This is a genomic window from Lentilactobacillus sp. Marseille-Q4993 (genome assembly GCF_951230165.1).
Lineage (GTDB): Bacteria > Bacillota > Bacilli > Lactobacillales > Lactobacillaceae > Lentilactobacillus.
In genome coordinates this window covers 72,149-93,687 of sequence record NZ_CATNVB010000004.1, presented here as the reverse complement: position 1 = coordinate 93,687, position 21,539 = coordinate 72,149, and the positions used below count along the sequence as shown (strand labels likewise).

Below are 21,539 nucleotides of genomic sequence, written 5' to 3'. Positions count from 1 at the left end.
AAAACCGAATGATATCGGGATTATAGCTACTCTCTACTGATTTATTAAATGTTATTTCCGAAGTCTTTCGATATCACGAACAATCATCAACTCTTCATCAGTTGGGATCAAAAGAGTCTTGATAGTTGCATCATCAGCACTAAGGTCACGTTCAACCCCGCGGACATCGTTCTTTTCTTGATCGATTTTAATACCAAAGTAACCAAGTTCATCGGTAACTTCTTTTCTAACTGTAATTGAGTTTTCACCAATTCCAGCGGTAAATACCAATGCATCAAGTCCGCCCATCTCAGCAATGTAACTTCCGATATAGCGAACGATTCTATTGATAAACATTTTCCGAGCTAATTTAGCACGTGGATGATCTTTTTGAGCTGCTTCTACTTCACGCATATCTGCAGAAACACCAGAAATTCCAATCAATCCTGACTTATGGTTCAAAATATCAACCATGTCGTCGATGTCACTAATGCCTTCCTTGTCCATGATATATTGAACAAGAGAAACATCAACATCACCAGAACGAGTGGCCATAGTGATACCGGCCAATGGTGAGAATCCCATAGAAGTGTCAAATGACTTGCCATCCTTAACGGCGTCAATTGAAGCACCTGCACCTAAGTGAAGAATTATCAACTTAAGGTCTTTGAGGGGCTTTCCTAGGAAATCTGCAGTTCTTTGAGATACATAACGATAACTAGTACCATGGGCACCGTATTTTCTAGCCTTATGCTTTTCGTAGTATTCATATGGCAAACTGTACATGTAGTTAACTTCTGGTAAGGTAGTATGGAATGAAGTATCAAAAACAGCAACATTAATAACGTCAGGCAACAGTTTTCTGAATGTCTTGATTCCAAGAACAGCAGCTGGTTGATGAAGTGGAGCAAATTCTGTTAGTGATTCGATTTGTGCCAAAGTGTCGTCAGTAATAACGGCAGAATCAGTAAAGAATTCACCACCAGCGACTACCCGGTGTCCAATCCCTGTGATTTCTTTGAAGTCTTTGATAATGTTCAAACCAGTTAATTGATCTAACAGAATTTGAATTGCATCCTCATGACTTTTTAGGTCAGTAGTTTCTTCAAACTTTTGACCGTCACCATATTTGATTTCGATATTTGAATCGCCTAAACCAATTCTATCGAATGCACCACTTGCAATTTCTTTTTCAGATGGCATATCAAACATTTTAAATTTAAGCGTTGAACTACCTGCATTTACTGCTAATGATTTTCCCATGAACAAAACTCCTTAAAAATTTTATTTAAGATTATTTTTACGCCATTCATCAATCTCAGTTAGGAACTTTTGGACTGCTTTTCCATCCTTAAAAGAAGGAAATTCACCAAGCATAACTGGTTCAGCTTGCTTAGCGTTAGCACCAGTTTTTTGCATAATCAAAATTGACTTTTGCGCAGATTCACTTGCAAAGAGCTCCTTTGGCAGGTTTAAAATTCCCTGGAGGTAAACTCTCCCACTCATCCATTTTAGCAGAGATTTGGCTTCTGTTGTTTGAAAAATTGAAGATGGAACAACAAAAATCCCAAAACCACCGTCTTTCAAGTGATTAGCACTCATTTCTAAATATAGATGGTGAACGAACGAGTGTCCCTCTTTTGCCTTAGTTTCAAAATTCTTTACGTTATCATCAATTGGATAGTACCCCACAGGTAAATCAGAAACAATCAAGTCTACTGGAGGAACCATGACATCAACCACTGCATCTGCGTGGTATAACTGTGCTGCAACTTTCTGTAGGTCAAGAGAAACTCCAGCAAGTTCAAACATGGTGTCATCATTTTCAATCCCATATAAGTCTGCGCTAACACCAAGACTTTTTTTCAATTGAGCAGCAACTGTCGTCAAAAGGTTAGCAGACCCTAAAGCAGGGTCCAACATTGAAATGCTACTATTACCTTCTAAAAGGCCGGCAGCAATATAAGCTACTACGTCGCCAATGGTGTTTGGAGTGATTTGAAAGTTAGGCTGAATTTTATCCTCTTTGATTGCCTTCAAAGAAATCATTTGGAGTGCCTGCCTGATTGTATCAGTACCGATGCTTTCAATATCAGCTTCATTAAGGATCTCTGTTAACCCATTAACAGTCTTGCTTGATAAGCCCTCACTATCTATCTGCATATCGGCAAAACTTTCTAATGCCTCAATCATTGCGTCCATATAGGAAATATCACGATCATTTCTAATCATAACTGTTGCTTGATCAAACATTCCAAAGACCCGTTCTAAATTTTGTGCACCCAGAATAATCGCCTCTTTCTAAACTTTGCGTACAAATTTGATAATAACAGATTATTCCATCAATATTCAAGCATTCCAAATTCACTTTCGATAACTATGGTTTCTTTCGTGGTAATGTACCGTAATTTTATTAATTTCTTTAATTCGTTCGTTATAGGAGCACACTTCTAGCAGTAGACAAGACGTTATAATCCCTGCAAATATAACGGCAATGACTGTTAAATAGCCGTCACTTTTTTTCAACCTTCCCACTTTAAAAATTCGAAATAGCATGATAATGCCTCCCGTTTTCTAACTGTACATTTGAGATCAATCCTTTTTTATAGCTGAACCGACAATCCTTAACACTGCTTAATAATCGAACGTGTCCCATTGTTTCCCCAGTCAAACGAATCATATTTTTATACTTCTCAAGATGGTATGTTTTAGAAGTTACTGGGCTGTATAATTTCACTGCTTCATTCGTGACACTTACAACTCGAAAGGAAAACTTTTTGTCTTCAATCACATTGACATAACGAAAAAAATTAATTTGACCATCACTTTGTTGATTCGTAACAACCGTTATTGTCCAAGTAATTATGATTCCAGCACCAACAGCTATAATTAGACTTAAAATCGCCTCAATAAGGACAAATCCTCTACTTTGCATACGTTCGTTCATAGCTCTCTCGTTGTGAAACCATTCTATCTTGATCATTTTGAACCTTAAGGCCAAGTTGACTATTGATAGCAATAAACAACAAACTAAACATCACGATTATCGTTAGTCCAATTACCGCATCAACTAACGTGAATGCCTCACTGCTTTTCTTCAAGATTAAAACCACTCCATCCTAGCTGAACTTTCTGAATATACTTAACTTTGTTTGTCTTCTTTTCGACCCATTTGATTGTTTGTGGAGCGATAAATCCGTCATCCGTAATCTCAATGTGATAGAAGGCAAGCGGTTCTATCTCCTTGGGGACATCAAACTCATCAACAAGGTTAGTTTTCCCCCGATATACTCTTACTTTGTCGTCAATTCTGATCACGGAACGCTCACCCGTCAATTTTGCAAGTGATTGCTGACTGTCCCAGGCTGATTTGAAGGTCGAGAAAAACTGCCTTTCCGCTATATTTTCATTCTTCAATGTTTGAGCCCAGATAACTGTTAAAGACAACATTCCAGCTGCAACAGCCATTGTAATCAAGCACTCTAAGACCGTAAAACCATTACTTTTCAACTTCGTTACGCACAATCTTTAAGCCTTCTTCCTTCGCCTCTGAAACCTGCTTGCTAGTCAGATAACCATCTTTAGTTAAATCAGCAAAGGTAACGTTGTGAACGTCCGGATGAAGATTTACGAACGAATCAACTTGAGACTGAACAACTGATATCATCGCGTTAGAGTGAACACTCCTTGCATGGTTTCTCTGGTTGGATAAATTTGGAATGATAATTAATATCAATAGCGAAATGATAAAGAGAACAATCGTCATCTCAATCAAAGTAAAGGCCTCAGATTCCTTTTTTAGTATTTTTTTCATTAATATAATCCTTTCAATGACTTATAAATTGGCATTAATAATTGAAAGTACGACCCAACAATCATTAGTCCAATTACACAAAACATTCCTGGTTGAATCATTTCAACCAGTCGATTAATAGATTTTGTCATTTCTTCAAATTTAATTTTTGAAAATAATCTCAATGACTTTGCCATTTCTTCATGGCTGGTCCCCGTAGCCAAGAAATTGATTACTTCGTCGGGAATTATTTTTGTTGCTTTTAATGAATCTCCAATTCCTACTCCCAAATGCAACTTGGCATCTACCTCGTTTGCTAACGCTCTAATCAAAGTGCCCTTATCAAATTGTCTCAAGATAATCACGATTTCCTTAACAGCTAAACCATTAGCCATCATCACAGCTAGGTTGAACGAAAAATAGTAAGCCAAATACTCTCGGTATATCTTCCCAAACACAGGACAACGTAACAGTATCTTTGCTTGCTCGACCCTTGCTTTTCTTTTTATAGTGCTAATAAAAATAAATCCGATTACTCCTACAACCAATAGCCAGATTAACGGTGTTATCGGTGATCCTATTCGACCTTTTGAACCCATCAAGGAATTTATTTGGGGCAAAATAAACATTTGCATAGAAAATACCAATATTCCTAGCAACAGGATCAAAAACAAAGGATAAACTAGTAAACTCTTGATTTTCTTGACTTGTTTATTTTTATCTTCAGAAAATTTACTAAGCTCTTTCATTGCATCCACTAAGTTACCATGGTGTTCAGAAATCTTTATTTGATTGAGTAATTCATCATCAACAAACGATTTAAGTGACTCCGATAAGGGCATTCCATTTCTTAATTGCTGTCTAATTCTATCAATTTGTTTCGGAATTTGATTGTCCGTTTGTGCAATAAACCTTAATGAATGATCCATCGTGAAACCAACTGACAACAACTCAGCAAATTTGCCAAAAAATTTGGCCTCCTGCTCACTATTCCATCGCTTAACCCGTTTTGAATTTTTCATACTGATACTCATCAATTTCTCCCTCTTCTAACGCCAAAAATAGTCCTTGCTGCCACTTATGCCAATCGTACTTTTTCGTTGCTAAACTAATCGACTTTGCTGTTTCAATTACGACATTTGCTTTCAGACTGTCATCAATTGTTGGTACCAACCTTTGGTACACCACTGCATTCAAAGCTTGATCGATAAATATTTCACTAGCATCTAATTGCCTAAGTCGCTGAATTACACCAAAGGGGTTCTGAGCGTGAATAGTGGTTAGAACTAAGTGACCAGTCAAGGCTGCCTGGATTGCTGCTGCAGCCGTTTCCTCATCCCTTATTTCTCCAATAATGAAAACTCCCGGGCGATGCCTCAACCCCAACTTAATAAGATTTGGGTATGTCATGCCAGCCTCACGATTCACTTGAAGCTGAATAAACGAATTCTGCCTTACTTCAACAGGATCTTCAATTGTCATCACAATATCCTTTATTGCGAACAATCTAGCTACTTCATAAATTGTGCTTGTTTTGCCAGATCCCGTGGGCCCAGAAAACACAACCAGTCCTCGTTGCTTGGATAAATCAACAATTTGACTAATCACAGTTTCATCAAAAAAGCCAAGTTCCCCAGCCGTAGCATCATAAATAATCCTTATCACTAAGGACTCGTTGCCTTTAAAATCACCAACGACCGAAAACCTCAAAAAATATACATTGTCTTTAAGTTGCCACTCTATGTGTCCTGTTTGAGGGCGTCGCTTTTCACTAACTGCCATCCCAGCTGAATATTTAAAAAAATTAATCAACCTTTCAGCGATTTCCCAGCCTAGTAACATTGCCTCACCAATATTTTCACCAGACTGAAATTTCACTGAATACATATCATCATTGGGCAAAATATAAATATCACTTGCATGTAACTCTGTCGCCTTTTTGATGATTTCATTTGCTTTCACTTCAATGTTCACTTCTTTCACCTTCCATAAGTTAACTCCGCACTGCTCAAGTAATAATCTTTCTGGAAAATAAAAAAGTTGTGAATTTTTGCAAACAAAAAAAGCCACCCTATCTGGGTGACTTCCAATATGACTTATTATTCTGGCATCGTGGCTGCTTCGTAGACATCTTGAACATCATCATTGTCTTCTAGCTCGTCAATTAAACCAGTGTATTGTGAGATTTTGTCTTCAGGAACTTCAGTAGTAGTTTCTGGGAACAAACGAACCTCAGCAGTATCCAAATCGTATCCCTTAGCTTGTAATGCATCTGTAGCACCAACAAGAGCTGATGAATCTGTGAAAATTTCAAATGCATCATCTGAAGTCTTCATATCATCGGCACCGGCATCGAGAGCATCCATCAACATAGTATCTTCGTCAGTATCTAAACCATCGCGAAGAACTACGATGTAGCCTTTACGGTCAAACATGTAAGCAACTGAACCACTGGTTCCAAGAGTTCCACCATGATGAGTGAAAGCTGAACGGATTGCGGCAGCTGTTCTGTTTTTATTATCAGTCAAAGCTGAAACCATGATGGCAGTACCACCAGGACCGTATCCTTCGTAAGTGATTTCTTCGAACTTAGCTCCGCCAAGACCTGAAGCCTTATCGATAGCGCGTTGAACGTTATCCTTAGGCATGTTAGCGGCTCTAGCTTTTTCCATTACCAAACGAAGTTGAGGATTGTTGTCTGGATCAGGATCACCTGCTTTAGCGGCTTGATATAAATCACGTGAGATCTTTTGGAAAATTTTTCCACGCTTAGCATCTTGGGCATTTTTACGTCCTTGAATGTTATGCCATTTTGAATGTCCTGACATTACGACTCCTCTTTTCTTAAGTTTTTGTACAGCGTTTACGCGAACAAAATTATATTATCATGCTTTACAGCCTATTTCAACAGTTATAAGAATGCTACTTAGTTGATTCCCGTTTCATTAAACCATATGGGAGCAAGACGTTCTTCTCACTTACTTCCTCATTATTCATCAACTTTGTTAAAAGTCGCATGGCAACGGCACCAATATCATACAAAGGCTGAGTAATCGATGACATCTTTGGCCTTATCATCTCAGTAAGTTTCGTGTCGTTACTGGTAATAACTTCAAACTCACCTGGAACACTAACTCCTGCATCCGTCATCCCGTTAATAATCCCTGCGGTTAACTCGTCATCGGTCACCATTGCAGCCGTTGCATTTGCTGAAACCAATGCTGGTTGGAGCAATGTTCCTGTTTTATAGGTATCGTCAGTTTCAAATACCAACTTATCATCGAACGGAATTCCAGCCTCTTTCAAGGCTTGCTTATATCCCTTCAATCGATACTTAGAATTAATAGCCTGATCTAGTGGACCGCAAACAAACGCAACCCGTTTGTTACCCCGATCGATTAAATTTTTAACCTCTTCTTGAACCGCCGCAACGTAATCAATATTAACACTTGGGTTGATATTTTGATCATCAACCGAACCGGCTAATACGATTGGCGTTTTAGTCCGTTTAAACTCATTTCTCAAGTCATCAGTGATTGTGTTTCCCATGAAGATAATCCCATCAACTTGCTTTGATAAGAGTGTGTTAAGGACAGTCTTTTCCTTCTCAACATTCGAATCTGAGTTAGTCAAAATAATGTTATATTTGTACATTGAAGCGACATCATCGATTCCCCGAGCTAATGCTGAGAAATATAAATCAGTAACATCGGGTACGATAACCCCAACGGTAGTAGTCTTTTTACTTGCCAACCCACGTGCAACAGCGTTTGGTCGGTAGTCTAATTTTTCAATAACCTCTAGTACTTTTTTTCTGGTTGCCGGCTTTACATTACTGTTACCGTTAACCACCCGAGAAACCGTCGCCATTGACACATTGGCTTCACGAGCTACGTCATAAATCGTAATTGTTTGTTTTTCCATAGTGATAGCCCTTTCTTGAAGACACAATCTGTTTTCATTTTGTTTTCAAAACACTATCAAATATATCAAATTTAACGACTCATAGCAATTTGAAAACGTTTTCAAGACAACTATAAACTATCATTTTCCTTTTTTCAAGAAAAAGCTATAATTCGTTGTGCTATACTGAACATATTCTAAAAAAGAGGTGTTTTGTGTGGACAAAATCCAACAAATTCAAGATTGGCTTGTAAAAAACAAGCAAGATATGGCTTTGATAAGTGATCCAAAAACGATTCAATACCTTACTTCTTTTTACAGCGATCCAATCGAACGAGTACTAATGCTAGTCGTATTCAAGGATTCTGAACCATTTATTTTTGCTCCTGCCCTTGAAGTTCAAGCGATTAAAGAAACTGGTTTTTCACATCCAGTTTACGGTTATCTTGACCATGAAAATCCATGGAAAATGATTGCAGACCAAATACATTCACGTCAGGTTTCTGAAAATGCAGTTGCAATTGAAAAAACTTCACTTGTCGTCGATAGAATTGAAAAACTTCAATCCGTTCTTCCTGACTCCCACTTTGATCTTAATTTAACCCCATTTATTGAACAAATGAGATTGATTAAGTCTAATGATGAAATTGAAAAACTGAAAATCGCCGGAAAGTGGGCTGACTTTGCTTTTAAACAAGGATTTGAAGCCGCAAGACAAGGTGTAGCTGAGTCTGCAGTTGCAGCTAAACTTGAGTTTGACCTTAAAAATGAAGGAATCATGGAAATGAGTTTTGATACTCTTGTCCAAGCTGGCGCCCATGCAGCTGAACCCCACGGTGCAACTTCAACAAGAAAAATTGAAAACAATCAATTAGTATTATTTGATTTAGGAACTGTTTGGGACGGTTATATTAGTGACGCATCACGAACTGTTGCTATTGGTAAGCCCGATGACAAGTCGATGGACATTTATAAGGTTTGTCTTGAAGCCCAACTCACCGCTCAATCAGCTGTAAAGCCAGGAATGACTGCTGAGGAGCTTGACAAAATTGCTCGTGACGTCATTGATAAGGCTGGATACGGTGAATACTTCATTCACAGACTTGGTCATGGAATGGGCATGAGTGAACATGAATTCCCATCAATCATGGAAGGCAACAAAATGGAACTTCAACCAGGAATGTGTTTCTCAATTGAACCTGGAATTTACATTCCAGAAGTTGCCGGTGTCAGAATTGAAGATTGTGTATACGTAACCGAAAATGGTTGTGAACCATTCACCCACACCACAAAAGAACTTCAATACGTAGATTAATGATACTAGAAAAGGCCACTGAGTTTTCACTCAGCGGCCTTTTTATTAACGTCCTAAAATGCCTTGACTGGATTTGGTTTACCAGGGTAAAAGATAACCGTGTCGGTATCCTTAACTTCCTGGCCTTCACTGCCAATTGCATCTTCTGCATCGACAACAATATCAACTTCTTCAGCTGTATCAGTATCGTCGTCAACTTTTTGAGCCTTTTTAGCATCTTTATTAGGTCTAATTACATTGCTTACATTACTTTGCTTAATTGAGTCAGAAATGACTTCCTTAGCATCGTTAATTGCGTCCTCAGCATAGAATGCGTAATCAACAGCCCGATCCTTCAAATCAGATGCTGTCCCCTTCAAGTCCGCTTTCAACTTATCTTTTTTATCTTGGTCTAGTTTTTGGTAGGCCGCATATAATCCAGCACCTAAAAGACTGGCAAACAATCCACCTGCAATTTTCTTACCCATTTTCTCTAAACCTCCCGATTTTTCTTGGCTTGACGGTGCTTCTTAAATGCATTAACAGCTGACTTAGTAACTGTTCCAGCAACCCCAGCTTTAACACCACTCTTACCTGAAGTCTTAACCCGTTCCGTTAGATTCTTGGTAGCATCATTAAGTTCAGAAACGCTCTGACCCAAATCAGCAGCTGCTTGGAAAACAGGTGTTGTGATATTTAACTTTTCGTCAACATCCTTTACTAACGAATTAGACGTAGCCATGATCTTATCAGTTTGCTTGGCAATTACATCAACGTTGCTCGTTACTGAACGAACTGTAGCATTAACTTCAGTTAACGTCCTTGAAATCTTTAATAAAAATAGTCCAATGAAAATCACTAATAACAGGAATGCAAGAGCTGCAATCAGCCCCGCAACTTGGCCAAGTGTCATAATATTTCCTCCCTCTTGTTCATCATATTACTTTTAGAATAGCATTCTGAGTATTCTTTGACAATGAAATTGTTTTCGTGACGCCCTTTGAAAACCTAATTTGATTTGTTACGATTATGGTAATAAATAATATTGGAGCAATTAAAAATGCAATTAACAATTAATTGGCAAAAATTCAATTCCCTTTTTGATTGGGAAACAATCGTTCAATCTGTACTTTCAAAAATAGGCATCATCGTCGTGGCCTCAATTTTGCTGCTGATCATAAAAAAAATCAGCAAAGTTTTGATTCTTCACTTTTTTAAAAAATATCGGGAAAAGTATTCAAAGTCCGTATCCGAAAAACGAATCGACACCTTTACTGCATTATCACTCAATGTTTTGTCGTATGTAATTTGGTTCTTATGGTTTTACTGGATTCTTTCCGCAATTGGTGTACCAATTGGCACGCTAATTGCCAGCGCCGGAGTCTTTAGTCTAGCGTTAGGCCTTGGTGCCCAAGGATTTGTCACTGATATTGTGAGTGGATTCTTTATCCTGCTTGAAAAGCAAGTGGAAGTTGGCGAGTACGTCAACATCAATAATATTAAGGGTACTGTTGTAGCAGTTGGATTACGAACAACTCAAATCGTTTCCGATGATGGAACACTAAATTTTATTCCTAATCGCTCAATTCAAACGATTTCTAATATGTCCAGAAACGATATGGTGGCGATAGTTCAAATCGGAATTGTCGCTGAAACACCGATTGACAAAGCCTTAAAAGTCATCAATGATCTAAACAAAGAAAAAGTAGCTGAATATTCAGATATCTTGTCGGAGCCTAATGTTTTAGGTGTTGTTACCTTGCCAGATGGTAAGCTAGCCATTCAAGTTAATTTCACTACCAAAAACGGTGCTCAATTTAAAATACAACACGAATTTTTAAAATTTTATCTCCGAGCACTTAATGACAATGACATTAAAATTGCACCGAGCCCGATGATTTATAAATAGTGACTAAGAGGCTATATAACACGTGCACAAAAATCAAAAAAGTAGTAATAATTTTCAGTTTGTCGAAATTGAAGTGCCCCATAATTGTTAGACAAATCTAACAATTATGGGGCACTTTTTATTTTTGATTACTTCCGATTCTTTGAATTCGCAAGTTTTGCTTTATTTGGTTCATATGCTGGAATTGACACGTAATGCTTAGCAAAATTGTGAGTAAGGTAATTCATTGATTTGATAATTTCCCGCCTAGTAATGATGCCCTTAAAAACACCACTATCATCTACAAACGGCAAAAAGTTTTCACCCTCTAGTTGCCGTAAAATATTTTCCCAGTCATGGCAATCTGTGACGGTGTTCACGTCAGTTTGCATTACTTCTTTGACGGAAATATTCTCAAGCGGAGCTGCAGTAATTCCCTGATTATCAAGCATCTTCTGGGTAATCATCGAAAGAGAAATTAATCCCTTAAAATGATTGTGTTTGTCTAACACGGGAATCTTTGCATACCTCACCTTTGATAACACTAAAAAAACATGAGCTAGATTATTATCCTCGTTAACTGTTGCAACCAAATCGGCATCGATCACAATATCCCGACCACTGTGTTCGAGTACGTTTTCAATGGGTTTATCAATCATTGACTAGATTAGCCTCCATTCACCTTTTCCGTAAAACTAAGACTGGAAATCGGTTCAAATTGACGATTATAATACTGAATCTGATAACTATCGGAACGCTTATCAATAATACAGTACAGTCCGCCATACTGAGCAAACTGCCCCCTTGGCTGTGAGATACTGCCAGGATTAACAATCAGCATTCCCTGATACATTTCACAGTAAGCTTGGTGAGTATGGCCAAATAATACGATATCGGCTTGGTTCTCTTTCCCGAACAAAGTCAAATTAAGCATCGAATTATTTACATTTTGTAAGTGCCCATGAGTCATTAAAATTCGATTATTGTCAATCGTCTGAATAATACTTGGTGGGAAATCTTCAAAGTCCATATTGCCCTTCACCAGATTAAGCCTATCGACTAACGGATTATCTTTTGAAAACTCGGAATCACCACAGTGAAATATGCCATCAACCTCGCTTTGATAATTACTGATCAACTCAGTAACTATCTCATCATCACCATGACTATCACTCATTACTAACAGCTTCATTATTGCCACATCTCCGAAAGCTTCCCAACTAATTGAGTAACCGCACGACCACGATGACTAATACTGTTTTTTTCTTCAATTGTCATTTCAGCTAACGTCATTTGCTTTTCTGGAACGTAGAATAACGGATCATAACCAAATTGATTATCACCCTGACGGGCAGTCAAGATGGTTCCGTTGATTCTACCTTCAGCAGTTACTTCTTCTCCCTCAGGAGTCAAATAAACGAGTTCAGTGGTAAAGTACGCACTTCGATCCGACTTTCCTTGCAGTTCACGCAATAATTTTTCATTATTTGCGTTGTCATCGTGGTCCCCAGCATATCTAGCTGAACGAATACCTGGTTCGCCGTTCAGTGCGGGTACGACCAAACCAGTATCATCAGCAACAACCGGCTTACCTGTGGCAGCCATAACTGCCCTAGCTTTGATTTCTGCGTTTTCTTTGAATGTTGTGCCGTTTTCATTGATTGGTCCAACGTTACTATGATCTTTTAATGATTGGACGGTTACTCCGTAGTCTTCAAACGCCTTTTTCATTTCGGCTATTTTGTGTTCATTTGCAGATGCAATAATTATCGTATCAGGTCTTTTCATTGCTCTCTCCTTACAAATCCAGTTTGTTTGAAGTAATTGTTGTGGTCAAAAAGGTTGATGCTTGTTTTGTGAAGTATTCGTTATCTCCAGTGGTGAAAAACTCGGTTGGTTTTGGTTTGCCATCACTAGCAATTTTATAGGTTTCTATTTGATTTTTTGCAATAATTGCAGTTGCCATTCCAGGATCTACTAGCGTAACCCCTGGCATCGCATTTGTTACTTCTTTTTCAATGATTGGAAAATGAGTACATCCTAAAATTAAAGTATCAATATTCTTATCATCAAAGTATTTGAGTTGATCCGCAACAACCTCACGGGCCTTCTCTGTACCGGCATCGCCATCTTCAACTATCGTGACAAAATCAGGGCAACCAAGCTGAAAAACGTTAGCATCCTGCTGCTCCTTTAAAATTAGTCTTTCATAGCTCTTTGAGTTAACTGTTCCGTTAGTTCCAATTACCCCAATATTACCATTCTTAGTTACTTTTACACTCGCCTTAGCCCCTGGTTGAATGACCCCAATCACCGGAATTGGGAGCTCTCGTTTCAATCTATCGGCAGCAGCTGCTGTCGCCGTATTACATGCAATTACCATCATTTTCACATTACGAGTCAAGAAATAATCCGCAATTCGTTTTGTTAATTGATAAACTTCCTCACTAGTTTTTTCACCGTATGGAAGGTTGGCTTGATCGCCAACGTAAATAAAAGATTCAGACGGAAGAACCTTCTTTAGCTGATCAAAGACAGTTAAACCTCCGATTCCAGAATCCATAACGCCAATTGGTCGATTATCCAAATCTTTCCCCTCTTTCTTATTATTACAATTATCAAACATTTTCCTAAGACATTCAACTGCCTGTTGGTATCAGTTAATTTTATTGTATAATAGATTCATTAAAATTCGAATCAGTGGAGATTAAAAAATGGATAGTAAACAGTACGAACAAATGTTGTCAGACCCACAATTAGCCCCTCTCTTAGGCCAGGAACTGCTCCGTGATGACCTTATCAAAACAATCCTCGGTAGCGAGATCCATGACATCTCCTATTGGGCAGGAAAACAGCTTGCTAGAAACCACAGACTAACATCATATGACAATATAATTACCTTTTTCAAACAGTTTGGTTTTGGAACCTTAACTTTGGATAAAGAATCGTCAAATCAATTAGAATTCACCCTAAGTGGCAACATAGTTGAAAGTAGGTTAAGGGCTGACCCCGATGCTGATTTTCAACTTGAATGTGGGATTATTGCTGAGAACTGTGAGGCAATCCTAAACCACCAAGCAGAAGCCGAAATTGATAAAGTTAAAAAAGTAGCCGTTAAAATCCTTGTTCTCACCAGTAAGGAAGAACCAATCATTGGTGATGAGCCAATCGAAATTTTCAACGTAAACGACTCGACTCCAACCGAATAAAAACAAAAAAACTATGCATTCGAGTTATACCTCGAATACATAGCTTTTTTAGTTGTAAGGTTTAGTCAGTATATTGATCTAATACCTTAGCCAATTGTTCCTTTGAATGGTAACCAACAATAGTATCAACTACTTGGCCGTCTTTTTTAACTAATAAAGTAGGAATACTCATAATTCCAAACTTCTGTGCAGTTTCTGGGTTTTGGTCAACGTCCATCTTGTTGAAGGTAACGTTACCCATCTCATCAGAAAGTTGCTCAACAACTGGTGATTGCATCCGACAAGGACCGCACCATGTTGCCCAAAAATCAGTTAAAGTAACACCCTCTGAAGTGTCCTTTTCAAATGTCTTATCTGTTGTTTCTGCTACTGCCATTTGAATTCCTCCTTTAAATAACCTAAAACCATTTTAACAACTATCAAAATAAAAGCAATTAATTGTGTACAACTTATTTAAACTTTACCACGGTTGACCCATCGCCACCAGCATTTGGGGCTGAATAGCCAAATGATTTAACTTGTGGGTGACTCTTCAAATACTCATTAACTCCGTTTCTAAGTGCCCCAGTTCCTTTACCATGAATGATTGTAACGGTTGGGTAACCAGCAAGCAGAGCCGAATCAATATACTGATCCAACTTATGCATCGCTTCCTCATATCTTTGACCACGGAGATCTAGACTACTAGACATCCCACTTGAACGAGTCCTAGATACGGAAGTCCGATATTTTTGCTTAGGTTCGTTCTTTGGTGAGCCACCCTTTTCAAGATCAGCTTCATCAATCTTCATCTTGATGATCCCTAGCTGAACTTCCCAAGCCCCATCCTTTTGCTTACTGATCAATGTACCAATCTGACCGTAAGACTTAACAAGAACTTCGTCACCCGGGTGAAAGTCATGCTTTTTCTTTTCACGACGAAGAATCCGATTCTTTTTAAGATTTGGTTGAACTTCAAGGGCATTAAGTGCCCCCTTGGCATCGATTAATTCGTTTTCCTTTACGGGTGAATTCTTAAGCTGACTCTGTTTTCTGTGTAAATCATCAATAATTTTATCCGCTTTTTTCTTAGCAGCTTGAACAGCCTCATTTGCTTGCTCACGCGCTTTTTCCAGAAGGTTGTCCTTTGATGCTTGATATCGATCAAACTGGCTCTGAAGCTCACTATGCAAGTCTGTAGCCTCATCAAGCTCATCTGCTAACTGCTCTGCTTCTTCACGAGCTTTTTTTGTTTGCGAAGTTAATTCATCGATCATATTGTTGATGTCCTGATCCTCATCATCAGTCAACGAGCGAGCTTTAGCCACAATATCTGGGTTTAATCCCAGTTTGTCAGCAATATTTAATGCATTACTCTGCCCTGGAACACCAAGCAACAATCGGTACGTAGGTTTCAACGTTTCCACGTCAAATTCCATCGAAGCGTTGATTGTGTTTGGCCGGTTATACGCAAACGCCTTTAATTCAGGATAGTGGGTGGTTGCAATTAATTCAGCATTCTGATTAGAGATGTAGTCGATCACTGCCATCGCTAGAGCTGCCCCTTCTTTTGGATCAGTTCCAGCGCCTAATTCATCAAGTAAAACCAATGATTTATCGGTCAACCCGTTTAAAATTGAAATAATATTTTCCAAGTGAGATGAAAATGTACTCAAATTCGCCTCAATTGACTGATCATCACCTATATCAGCAAAAACATCATCAAAAATGCCAATCTGACTCTCTTCGTTTGCAGTAATGAAGAGCCCCGACTGTCCCATAAGTTGGAGTAGTCCGACAGTTTTGATAGTAATTGTCTTACCACCGGTGTTAGGACCAGTAACTATAATTGAGCGATAGTCCTCTCCAATTGAAATATCGTTGGCAACTACCTTGTCAGCATCTATCAACGGGTGGCGTGCTGCTCTCAACTTAACAACATTATCATTCGAAAGAATGGGCAAAGTTGCTTTGGTTGAAGCAGCGTATTTTGCTTTTGCATTTATAAAATCAAGTTGTCCCATCAGATGCAAGTTGTTGATAAGGGTGTCACCATATGGTCGAATCAAGTCCGTAATTTCAAGTAAAACTCGGCGAATTTCAGCTCGCTCTGCTAATTGATCTCGGCGTAATTGGTTATTGCTTTCAACAACGCTACTAGGTTCAACGTACAGCGTTTGGCCGGAGGCACTTTGATCGTGGACAATCCCACCAAACCGTTGCTTAAATTCCGCCTTAATTGGAATCACAAACCGGTCGTCTCGCATTGTAATGATTGGTTCACTCAAGTACTTAGCATCTGAACCACGAATCATTTTATTCATTCTGTTCCGAATCTCTGCTTGAGTTGCTTCAATTTGACGTCTAATTGACCTCAGTTCTGATGAGGCTGAACTTAAGACTCGACCATCATCATCAATTGATTTTTTAATGGTTTGAGTAATTTCTGGCAGTAAATCTAACTTCTCAGTCAACTGATACAGTTTTCTAAGTTCGATTTCTTCGTCCTTAAGTTGATCAAAGAAATCCGCAACCACCTGGATTGACACCAAAAGTCGTTTAATATGGGCCAATTCAGTTCCGGATAACGATGCGTTCTGGATATTCAATCGCTTAGTATAGGCGGAAATATCCACTAACTTAGGAATTGGAATTTCACCTTTTATTCTGACGATGTCTGCCCCATCCGCAGTTTCCTCTAGCCTACTGGCAATCTCTTCGGGACTATTACTAGGAAGTAGTTGTTCTGTGTATTCCAACCCCGGTTCAGTCACAACGTAGTTTGCTAGTTGAGACTTAATTTTTTCATATTCGAGTGTTGATAATACTTTTTCATTCACTCGTCTCACCTCTTCAAATTTCTGAGTGGTTAGGGTTATTCACTATTTTTGGCGTTTCAGAAATCATATAATGAGCAACAGTTGAATTCTGATACTGATCATGCAGGCCAGAACTTGGGAACAGTAAAACAATGTGCAACCCAATTAAAACGAGCACGTAACTAATGACAAACTTAATTGCTGCTCCGGCTAATGCATTAAGCTGCTTTAAGCCAATGATTCTAGTGATTGGCCTCAACACCCGTTTTAATAACAAAACGATTCGCCAAACCAATACATAAAGAATCAAAAAGACTAGCCAGTGAACCACTCTTTGACTTTCCAAATTGAAGGTTGAAAGTACCCAACTGGTTACCTGACTTGTGTACATATTAGCGATTACAAGGGCTGCGATAAAACCAATGAAATTCAGCACCTCAACCACAAATCCCCTGCGGTACCCGGAAATGATTGCAGCTACAAATATAACCACAATTATTAAATCGAGAATCATCGCTCATTCTCCTTAGGCAATACTGAACCGGGTTCCTTACTTGCTTGTTCCTTAAGTTTTAATTGATTAGAAATTGCATTAAAAGCAGCCAAAATAGCCCTATCTTCCTTACTAGAATCGGGCAGTTGATCTTTGATCTGCTCCATCTGTTCATTTAACAGGTCGGCAACTGCTTGCATATGTTCATCTGTATTATTACCGATGAAGGTATAATCCACTCCATCAATCGTCGTCTTAAATCTCCGCTTTTCATTGTCACTCACGATTCGATTCACTCCCTACATCAAGTAAAAAGGACTGAGACAAAACATCCGCTTTGCACTCAATCCAATTGTTCGACAACTATTTTTATTTATCGGCGTCTTCTGAATCGTCATCACCGTGTAAGAACGTATTAAGAACGGATTCAATCATGTCCCATTCTTCGTCAGTTTCAATTGGTTGTAATTCGCCACCACGTGGATCCGAAGGGTCATCTCCGTTTTCCAATGCGTAGGCTTCGATATCAACCTCTTCGTCCTCAGACTTACCAGTTGGGTAAACCAAGATGTACGAACGATCGAAATCTTCTGATTTGAAAGTGAAAAGAACGTCGTACAATGTTTCTTCACCCTTATCGTTCACAATTGTAATTTGTTGTTGAATTGGTTCATCTGCCATATTATAAAATCCTCACTATTTCTTAGTTAAATCGCCCTTCCGGTCAAGATAATTTTGTAAAATTAGGCTTGCCGCAAGTTTATCAATAACTTTCTTTCGTTTTCTTCTTGAGATGTCAGCTTCTTCGGTTAGCATTCTAGATGCTTCCACCGTAGTCAACCGTTCATCTTCAAAATCAATTGGTAATCCAAACTTCTTTTCAAGCTTTTTGCCATATTCTTGAGAAGCTACAGCTCGATCGCCAAGCGTATTGTTCATGTTCTTAGGTAACCCTAAGACGAAACCACCGATTCCCAGTTCCGAAACAAGTTCGGCAACTCTGTCGAGGCCAAACTCTCCGTTTTCCTCATCAATCCGAATAATTTCGACTCCTTGAGAAGTCCAACCGAAAGCGTCGCTCACAGCAACCCCCACGGTCTTTGAACCAACGTCTAAACCCATTAATTTCATCTAGTTATTTTCCCCTGCACCTTTCGACTGATTGTCCAGGTAAAACTTAACTAGCTCTTCAATTATTTCATCACGCTCATGGCGACGAATCAGATTCCTAGCATCCAGATTACGTGGAATGTAAGCTGGATCCCCCGAAATCAAATAACCTACTATTTGGTTGTAAGGGTTATACCCTTTTTCTTCAAGTGCTCTGTACACTGTCAGAAGAGTATCGTGGACATCCTTCTTCTTATCGTCACTAAAATCAAAGAACATCGTCTTGTCTAAAGAACTCATATCATCCACCTCGATGGCAAAAAGTCATTTGAATCAATTGTACTTGATAAGTGTAAAAATCACAATCATAGAACTCGTTTTTAATAAACTTGTTACTTTTCCTGCAACCAATCAACGGCAGCCGTCATAGCCTTGTCTAACCCAGAGGCGTCTTTACCGCCGGCTTGGGCCATATTTGGTCGACCACCACCCCCTCCTTTGATATTACCTGAAATAGCCTTGATTAAATCAGAAGCTGAAACTCCGTCCTTAACCTTATCATCAGCAACAGCAACAATTAAGTTAGCTTTATCGCCCTTACCAGTACCAAGGACAAGAACATCCGACAATTGCTTGTCACGCCAGCTATCGGTTAGCTGTCTTAATTGATCCATTCCTGAGTCTTTGATAATCCCGGTAATAATAGAATAATCACCAACTTGTTTTTTGTCTGAAAAGACATCTTCCGCCTGTTGGCTAGCGAGTTTAGCTTCAAGGGAAGCTTGCTTCTGTTGTAGTTCCTTGATTTCAGCTTGAAGTCCTTCTACTCGGTGATTTACTTCCTTAAGCTGAGTTACTTTAAGCTGTGATGCGACTTGCTTCAAACTCTTTTCTTCGCCATTTAACAAGTCAAATGCTTCTTTCGATGTAACGGCTTCAATCCGGCGAACACCAGCTCCTACCCCTGACTCAGAAACGATTTTGAATAATCCAATTTCATTAGTGTTCTTAACGTGAGTTCCACCACAGAATTCAATTGAGAAATCACCAACACTAACGACCCGAACCTTATCACCATACTTTTCACTAAATAAGGCAATGGCCCCCATTTTCTTACCAGTTTTAGGATCAGTAACGGTAGTCTTAACGTCGATTTCTTTAAAAATCTGCTCATTAACCATATCCTCAACTTTTTGAAGATCTTCGCTAGTGACCTGACCAAAATGATTAAAATCAAACCGAAGATAGTCTGGTTCAACCAGAGAACCAGCTTGCTGGGTGTGACCTCCAAGAACATTTCTTAATGACTGGTCGAGCAAATGAGTTGCAGTATGGTTTTTTTCAACCTTGCTGTGAAAGGCTTCATCAACTACCAACCGGTATTTGTCATCCTTCACGATGGGTTCAATTACCTTAACAGTGTGCAAGTTTTGACCGTTAGGTGCATGCTGAACATCAACAACTTCAGCAACCTTATCACCTTTTTGATTGTAAATGTTACCAAGATCAGCAACTTGGCCACCCATTTCTGCATAAAAAGGTGTCTTATCAAAAATCAACTCTGCAGTATCCGTTTTGGTCTTATCAACTAGTTGCTCATTTTCAATGATATCAACTACTTGAGCATCCTCAACGTCTAGAGTGTCATACCCGACATACTCACTATCATCCTTGATTTCAATTAAAAGATCTCGCTGAACGCCCATTGATTTGGCATCACTTCTTGCGTTTCTAGCCCGATCCTTTTGTTTTTGCATTTCAGCATCAAAACCGGATTTATCAACTGATAGACCGTATTCAACAGTTTGTTCTTGGGTTAATTCCAGTGGGAAACCGTAGGTATCATACAGCTTAAATGCAGTTGCACCATCAATTTCCTTCTTGTTATTTTTTTGAGCATCTTCAATCACTTCGTTAAGCAATTTCAAACCGCCCGCTAAAGTTTCATTGAAGCGATCTTCCTCAGAACGAACGACTTTTTCGATGTAGTCACTTTGATCCAGAACTTCTGGATAATATGACTTCAAGGTTTCGCCAACAACTGGAACTAGTTTGTAGAGGAATGATTCATTGATTCCTAATTTCTGACCATTAACAATAGCACGTCTGATCAACCGCCTGATAACGTACCCGCGACCTTCGTTTGACGGAATTGCTCCATCACCAATGGCCACTGTAATTGCCCGTGAATGATCGGCAATCACTCTGAAACTTTGGTCAAGTTTTTTATCAGTACCATATTCTTTGCCATCACTAAATTCTTCAGTTTTACGAATCATTGGCATAAATAGGTCAGTTTCAAAATTAGTCCGAGCATGTTGGAAAATAGATACAACTCGTTCTAATCCCATTCCCGTATCAATATTCTTCCTAGGAAGTGGTTCGTAAGTATCTTCAGGTGTGTGATTGAATTGTGAGAAAACAATGTTCCAAACTTCGAGCCAGCGATCATTTTCACCACCAGGGTAGTTCTCAGGATCGTCGTCATCGAGATTGTCAAATTCCTTACCACGATCATAGAAAATTTCTGAATCAGGACCCGAAGGACCTTGACCAATATCCCAGAAATTATCTTCAATCTCAATAATGTGGTCCGGAGCAACCCCTACTTCTTCCCAGTATTTTTTAGCATCCTGGTCCTTTGGATAAACAGTCATGTATAGTTTGTCTTGATCCCAACCAAACCATTTATCGGACGTTAATAGTTCAAATGCCCACGCAATAGCTTCTTTTTTGAAGTAATCACCAACTGAAAAGTTACCTAACATTTCAAACAACGTGTGGTGTCTTGGTGTTTTACCAACGTTTTCAATATCATTTGTTCGAATACTTTTTTGGGAACTCGTCATTCTTGGATTCTTTGGAACAACTGAACCATCAAAGTACTTCTTCATTGTTGCAACCCCTGAGTTGATCCACAACAAAGTTGGATCATCCACTGGAATCAATGACGCACTTGGCTCAACAGCGTGCCCCTTTTCTTTAAAGAAATCCAAATACATTTGTCTAATTTGGCCACTACTTAGTTCCTTCATATCAATAGCTCCTCTTCTCAAAATAAAAAGCACCATT

27 protein-coding genes are annotated in these 21,539 nt (G+C 38.9%); 3 read left to right on the top strand and 24 right to left on the bottom strand.

Annotation, left to right across the window (positions count from 1 at the left end):
* Positions 1–51: 51 nt before the first annotated feature.
* The 10 genes from QOW94_RS02905 to ccpA form a co-directional block, all read right to left on the bottom strand.
* Complete coding sequence (locus QOW94_RS02905; RefSeq protein WP_283678655.1) at positions 52–1,242, bottom strand: acetate/propionate family kinase; 1,191 nt, start codon at positions 1,240–1,242, stop codon at positions 52–54.
* 21 nt (positions 1,243–1,263) lie between these two features.
* Complete coding sequence (locus QOW94_RS02900) at positions 1,264–2,265, bottom strand: class I SAM-dependent methyltransferase (protein ID WP_349630347.1); 1,002 nt, start codon at positions 2,263–2,265, stop codon at positions 1,264–1,266.
* Positions 2,266–2,515: 250 nt separating this feature from the next.
* Complete coding sequence (locus tag QOW94_RS02895) at positions 2,516–2,926, bottom strand: competence type IV pilus minor pilin ComGF (protein WP_283678653.1); 411 nt, start codon at positions 2,924–2,926, stop codon at positions 2,516–2,518.
* Entirely contained in the window at positions 2,904–3,080 is a 177-nt protein-coding gene (locus QOW94_RS02890; RefSeq protein WP_283678652.1) for a type II secretion system protein, read from the bottom strand. Before QOW94_RS02890 ends, QOW94_RS02895 begins: the two co-directional genes overlap by 23 nt.
* The gene (locus QOW94_RS02885; protein ID WP_283678651.1) at positions 3,064–3,447 is read right to left on the bottom strand and encodes a hypothetical protein; all 384 of its coding nucleotides are present in this window, start codon (positions 3,445–3,447) and stop codon (positions 3,064–3,066) included. Before QOW94_RS02885 ends, QOW94_RS02890 begins: the two co-directional genes overlap by 17 nt.
* A gap of 31 nt (positions 3,448–3,478) precedes the next feature.
* Positions 3,479–3,793 (bottom strand): competence type IV pilus major pilin ComGC, encoded by a 315-nt coding sequence (gene comGC / locus QOW94_RS02880; protein WP_283678650.1) that lies wholly within the window; start codon positions 3,791–3,793, stop codon positions 3,479–3,481.
* Entirely contained in the window at positions 3,793–4,794 is a 1,002-nt protein-coding gene (locus QOW94_RS02875; protein ID WP_283678648.1) for a type II secretion system F family protein, read from the bottom strand. Before QOW94_RS02875 ends, comGC begins: the two co-directional genes overlap by 1 nt.
* Positions 4,772–5,746, bottom strand: coding sequence for a competence type IV pilus ATPase ComGA (gene comGA, locus QOW94_RS02870; protein ID WP_283678647.1), 975 nt, complete (start codon positions 5,744–5,746; stop codon positions 4,772–4,774). The genes QOW94_RS02875 and comGA overlap by 23 nt, the downstream gene beginning before the upstream one ends.
* Positions 5,747–5,871: 125 nt before the next feature.
* Positions 5,872–6,600 (bottom strand): YebC/PmpR family DNA-binding transcriptional regulator, encoded by a 729-nt coding sequence (locus QOW94_RS02865; RefSeq protein ID WP_283678646.1) that lies wholly within the window; start codon positions 6,598–6,600, stop codon positions 5,872–5,874.
* A 94-nt stretch (positions 6,601–6,694) separates the two neighbouring features.
* A complete protein-coding gene (gene ccpA / locus QOW94_RS02860) occupies positions 6,695–7,696 on the bottom strand; it encodes a catabolite control protein A (RefSeq protein WP_283678645.1) in 1,002 nt (333 codons plus the stop codon).
* 196 nt (positions 7,697–7,892) lie between these two features.
* On the opposite strand from ccpA, the gene QOW94_RS02855 reads away from it, so the two are divergent.
* The gene (locus QOW94_RS02855) at positions 7,893–8,990 is read left to right on the top strand and encodes a M24 family metallopeptidase (RefSeq protein ID WP_283678644.1); all 1,098 of its coding nucleotides are present in this window, start codon (positions 7,893–7,895) and stop codon (positions 8,988–8,990) included.
* 53 nt (positions 8,991–9,043) lie between these two features.
* Here QOW94_RS02855 and QOW94_RS02850 read toward each other — a convergent pair whose 3' ends face one another.
* The gene (locus tag QOW94_RS02850; RefSeq protein ID WP_283678643.1) at positions 9,044–9,457 is read right to left on the bottom strand and encodes a YtxH domain-containing protein; all 414 of its coding nucleotides are present in this window, start codon (positions 9,455–9,457) and stop codon (positions 9,044–9,046) included.
* 5 nt (positions 9,458–9,462) lie between these two features.
* A complete protein-coding gene (locus QOW94_RS02845; protein WP_283678642.1) occupies positions 9,463–9,882 on the bottom strand; it encodes a DUF948 domain-containing protein in 420 nt (139 codons plus the stop codon).
* A 147-nt stretch (positions 9,883–10,029) separates the two neighbouring features.
* Here QOW94_RS02845 and QOW94_RS02840 point away from each other — a divergent pair, with 147 nt between their 5' ends.
* Positions 10,030–10,878: a mechanosensitive ion channel family protein gene (locus QOW94_RS02840; protein WP_283678641.1), complete on the top strand. Its 849-nt coding sequence runs from the start codon at positions 10,030–10,032 to the stop codon at positions 10,876–10,878.
* A gap of 128 nt (positions 10,879–11,006) precedes the next feature.
* Here the strand turns inward: QOW94_RS02840 and cbpB are convergent, their stop codons facing one another.
* From cbpB to murI, 4 genes are read right to left on the bottom strand one after another with little or no spacing between them, the layout of a single operon-like run.
* Positions 11,007–11,516 carry a cyclic-di-AMP-binding protein CbpB gene (gene cbpB / locus QOW94_RS02835; RefSeq protein ID WP_283678640.1) on the bottom strand — a complete coding sequence of 170 codons (510 nt, stop codon included), beginning with the start codon at positions 11,514–11,516 and terminating at the stop codon, positions 11,007–11,009.
* Between the two features lie 8 nt (positions 11,517–11,524).
* Positions 11,525–12,049: a metallophosphoesterase gene (locus QOW94_RS02830; protein ID WP_283678639.1), complete on the bottom strand. Its 525-nt coding sequence runs from the start codon at positions 12,047–12,049 to the stop codon at positions 11,525–11,527.
* Positions 12,049–12,645 (bottom strand): XTP/dITP diphosphatase, encoded by a 597-nt coding sequence (locus tag QOW94_RS02825; RefSeq protein WP_283678638.1) that lies wholly within the window; start codon positions 12,643–12,645, stop codon positions 12,049–12,051. Before QOW94_RS02825 ends, QOW94_RS02830 begins: the two co-directional genes overlap by 1 nt.
* Before the next feature lie 10 nt (positions 12,646–12,655).
* On the bottom strand, positions 12,656–13,444 hold the full coding sequence (murI, locus tag QOW94_RS02820; RefSeq protein ID WP_349630346.1) for a glutamate racemase: 789 nt from the start codon (positions 13,442–13,444) through the stop codon (positions 12,656–12,658).
* A gap of 127 nt (positions 13,445–13,571) precedes the next feature.
* Here murI and QOW94_RS02815 point away from each other — a divergent pair, with 127 nt between their 5' ends.
* The gene (locus tag QOW94_RS02815; RefSeq protein ID WP_283678637.1) at positions 13,572–14,066 is read left to right on the top strand and encodes a DUF2507 domain-containing protein; all 495 of its coding nucleotides are present in this window, start codon (positions 13,572–13,574) and stop codon (positions 14,064–14,066) included.
* A 61-nt stretch (positions 14,067–14,127) separates the two neighbouring features.
* On the opposite strand, the gene trxA is transcribed toward QOW94_RS02815, so the two are convergent.
* The 8 genes from trxA to alaS all read right to left on the bottom strand — a co-directional run bounded on the left by trxA (position 14,128) and on the right by alaS (position 21,502).
* On the bottom strand, positions 14,128–14,442 hold the full coding sequence (gene trxA / locus QOW94_RS02810) for a thioredoxin (RefSeq protein WP_283678636.1): 315 nt from the start codon (positions 14,440–14,442) through the stop codon (positions 14,128–14,130).
* Between the two features lie 73 nt (positions 14,443–14,515).
* On the bottom strand, positions 14,516–16,885 hold the full coding sequence (locus tag QOW94_RS02805; RefSeq protein WP_283678635.1) for an endonuclease MutS2: 2,370 nt from the start codon (positions 16,883–16,885) through the stop codon (positions 14,516–14,518).
* 13 nt (positions 16,886–16,898) lie between these two features.
* A complete protein-coding gene (locus QOW94_RS02800) occupies positions 16,899–17,378 on the bottom strand; it encodes a CvpA family protein (protein ID WP_283678634.1) in 480 nt (159 codons plus the stop codon).
* Positions 17,375–17,641, bottom strand: coding sequence for a cell division protein ZapA (locus QOW94_RS02795; RefSeq protein WP_283678633.1), 267 nt, complete (start codon positions 17,639–17,641; stop codon positions 17,375–17,377). Before QOW94_RS02795 ends, QOW94_RS02800 begins: the two co-directional genes overlap by 4 nt.
* An 85-nt stretch (positions 17,642–17,726) precedes the next feature.
* Positions 17,727–18,038 carry a DUF1292 domain-containing protein gene (locus QOW94_RS02790; RefSeq protein ID WP_283678632.1) on the bottom strand — a complete coding sequence of 104 codons (312 nt, stop codon included), beginning with the start codon at positions 18,036–18,038 and terminating at the stop codon, positions 17,727–17,729.
* A gap of 15 nt (positions 18,039–18,053) precedes the next feature.
* On the bottom strand, positions 18,054–18,488 hold the full coding sequence (gene ruvX, locus QOW94_RS02785; RefSeq protein ID WP_283678631.1) for a Holliday junction resolvase RuvX: 435 nt from the start codon (positions 18,486–18,488) through the stop codon (positions 18,054–18,056).
* Positions 18,489–18,767: an IreB family regulatory phosphoprotein gene (locus QOW94_RS02780; protein ID WP_283678629.1), complete on the bottom strand. Its 279-nt coding sequence runs from the start codon at positions 18,765–18,767 to the stop codon at positions 18,489–18,491.
* A 92-nt stretch (positions 18,768–18,859) separates the two neighbouring features.
* On the bottom strand, positions 18,860–21,502 hold the full coding sequence (alaS, locus tag QOW94_RS02775; RefSeq protein ID WP_283678628.1) for an alanine--tRNA ligase: 2,643 nt from the start codon (positions 21,500–21,502) through the stop codon (positions 18,860–18,862).
* Positions 21,503–21,539: the final 37 nt, after the last annotated feature.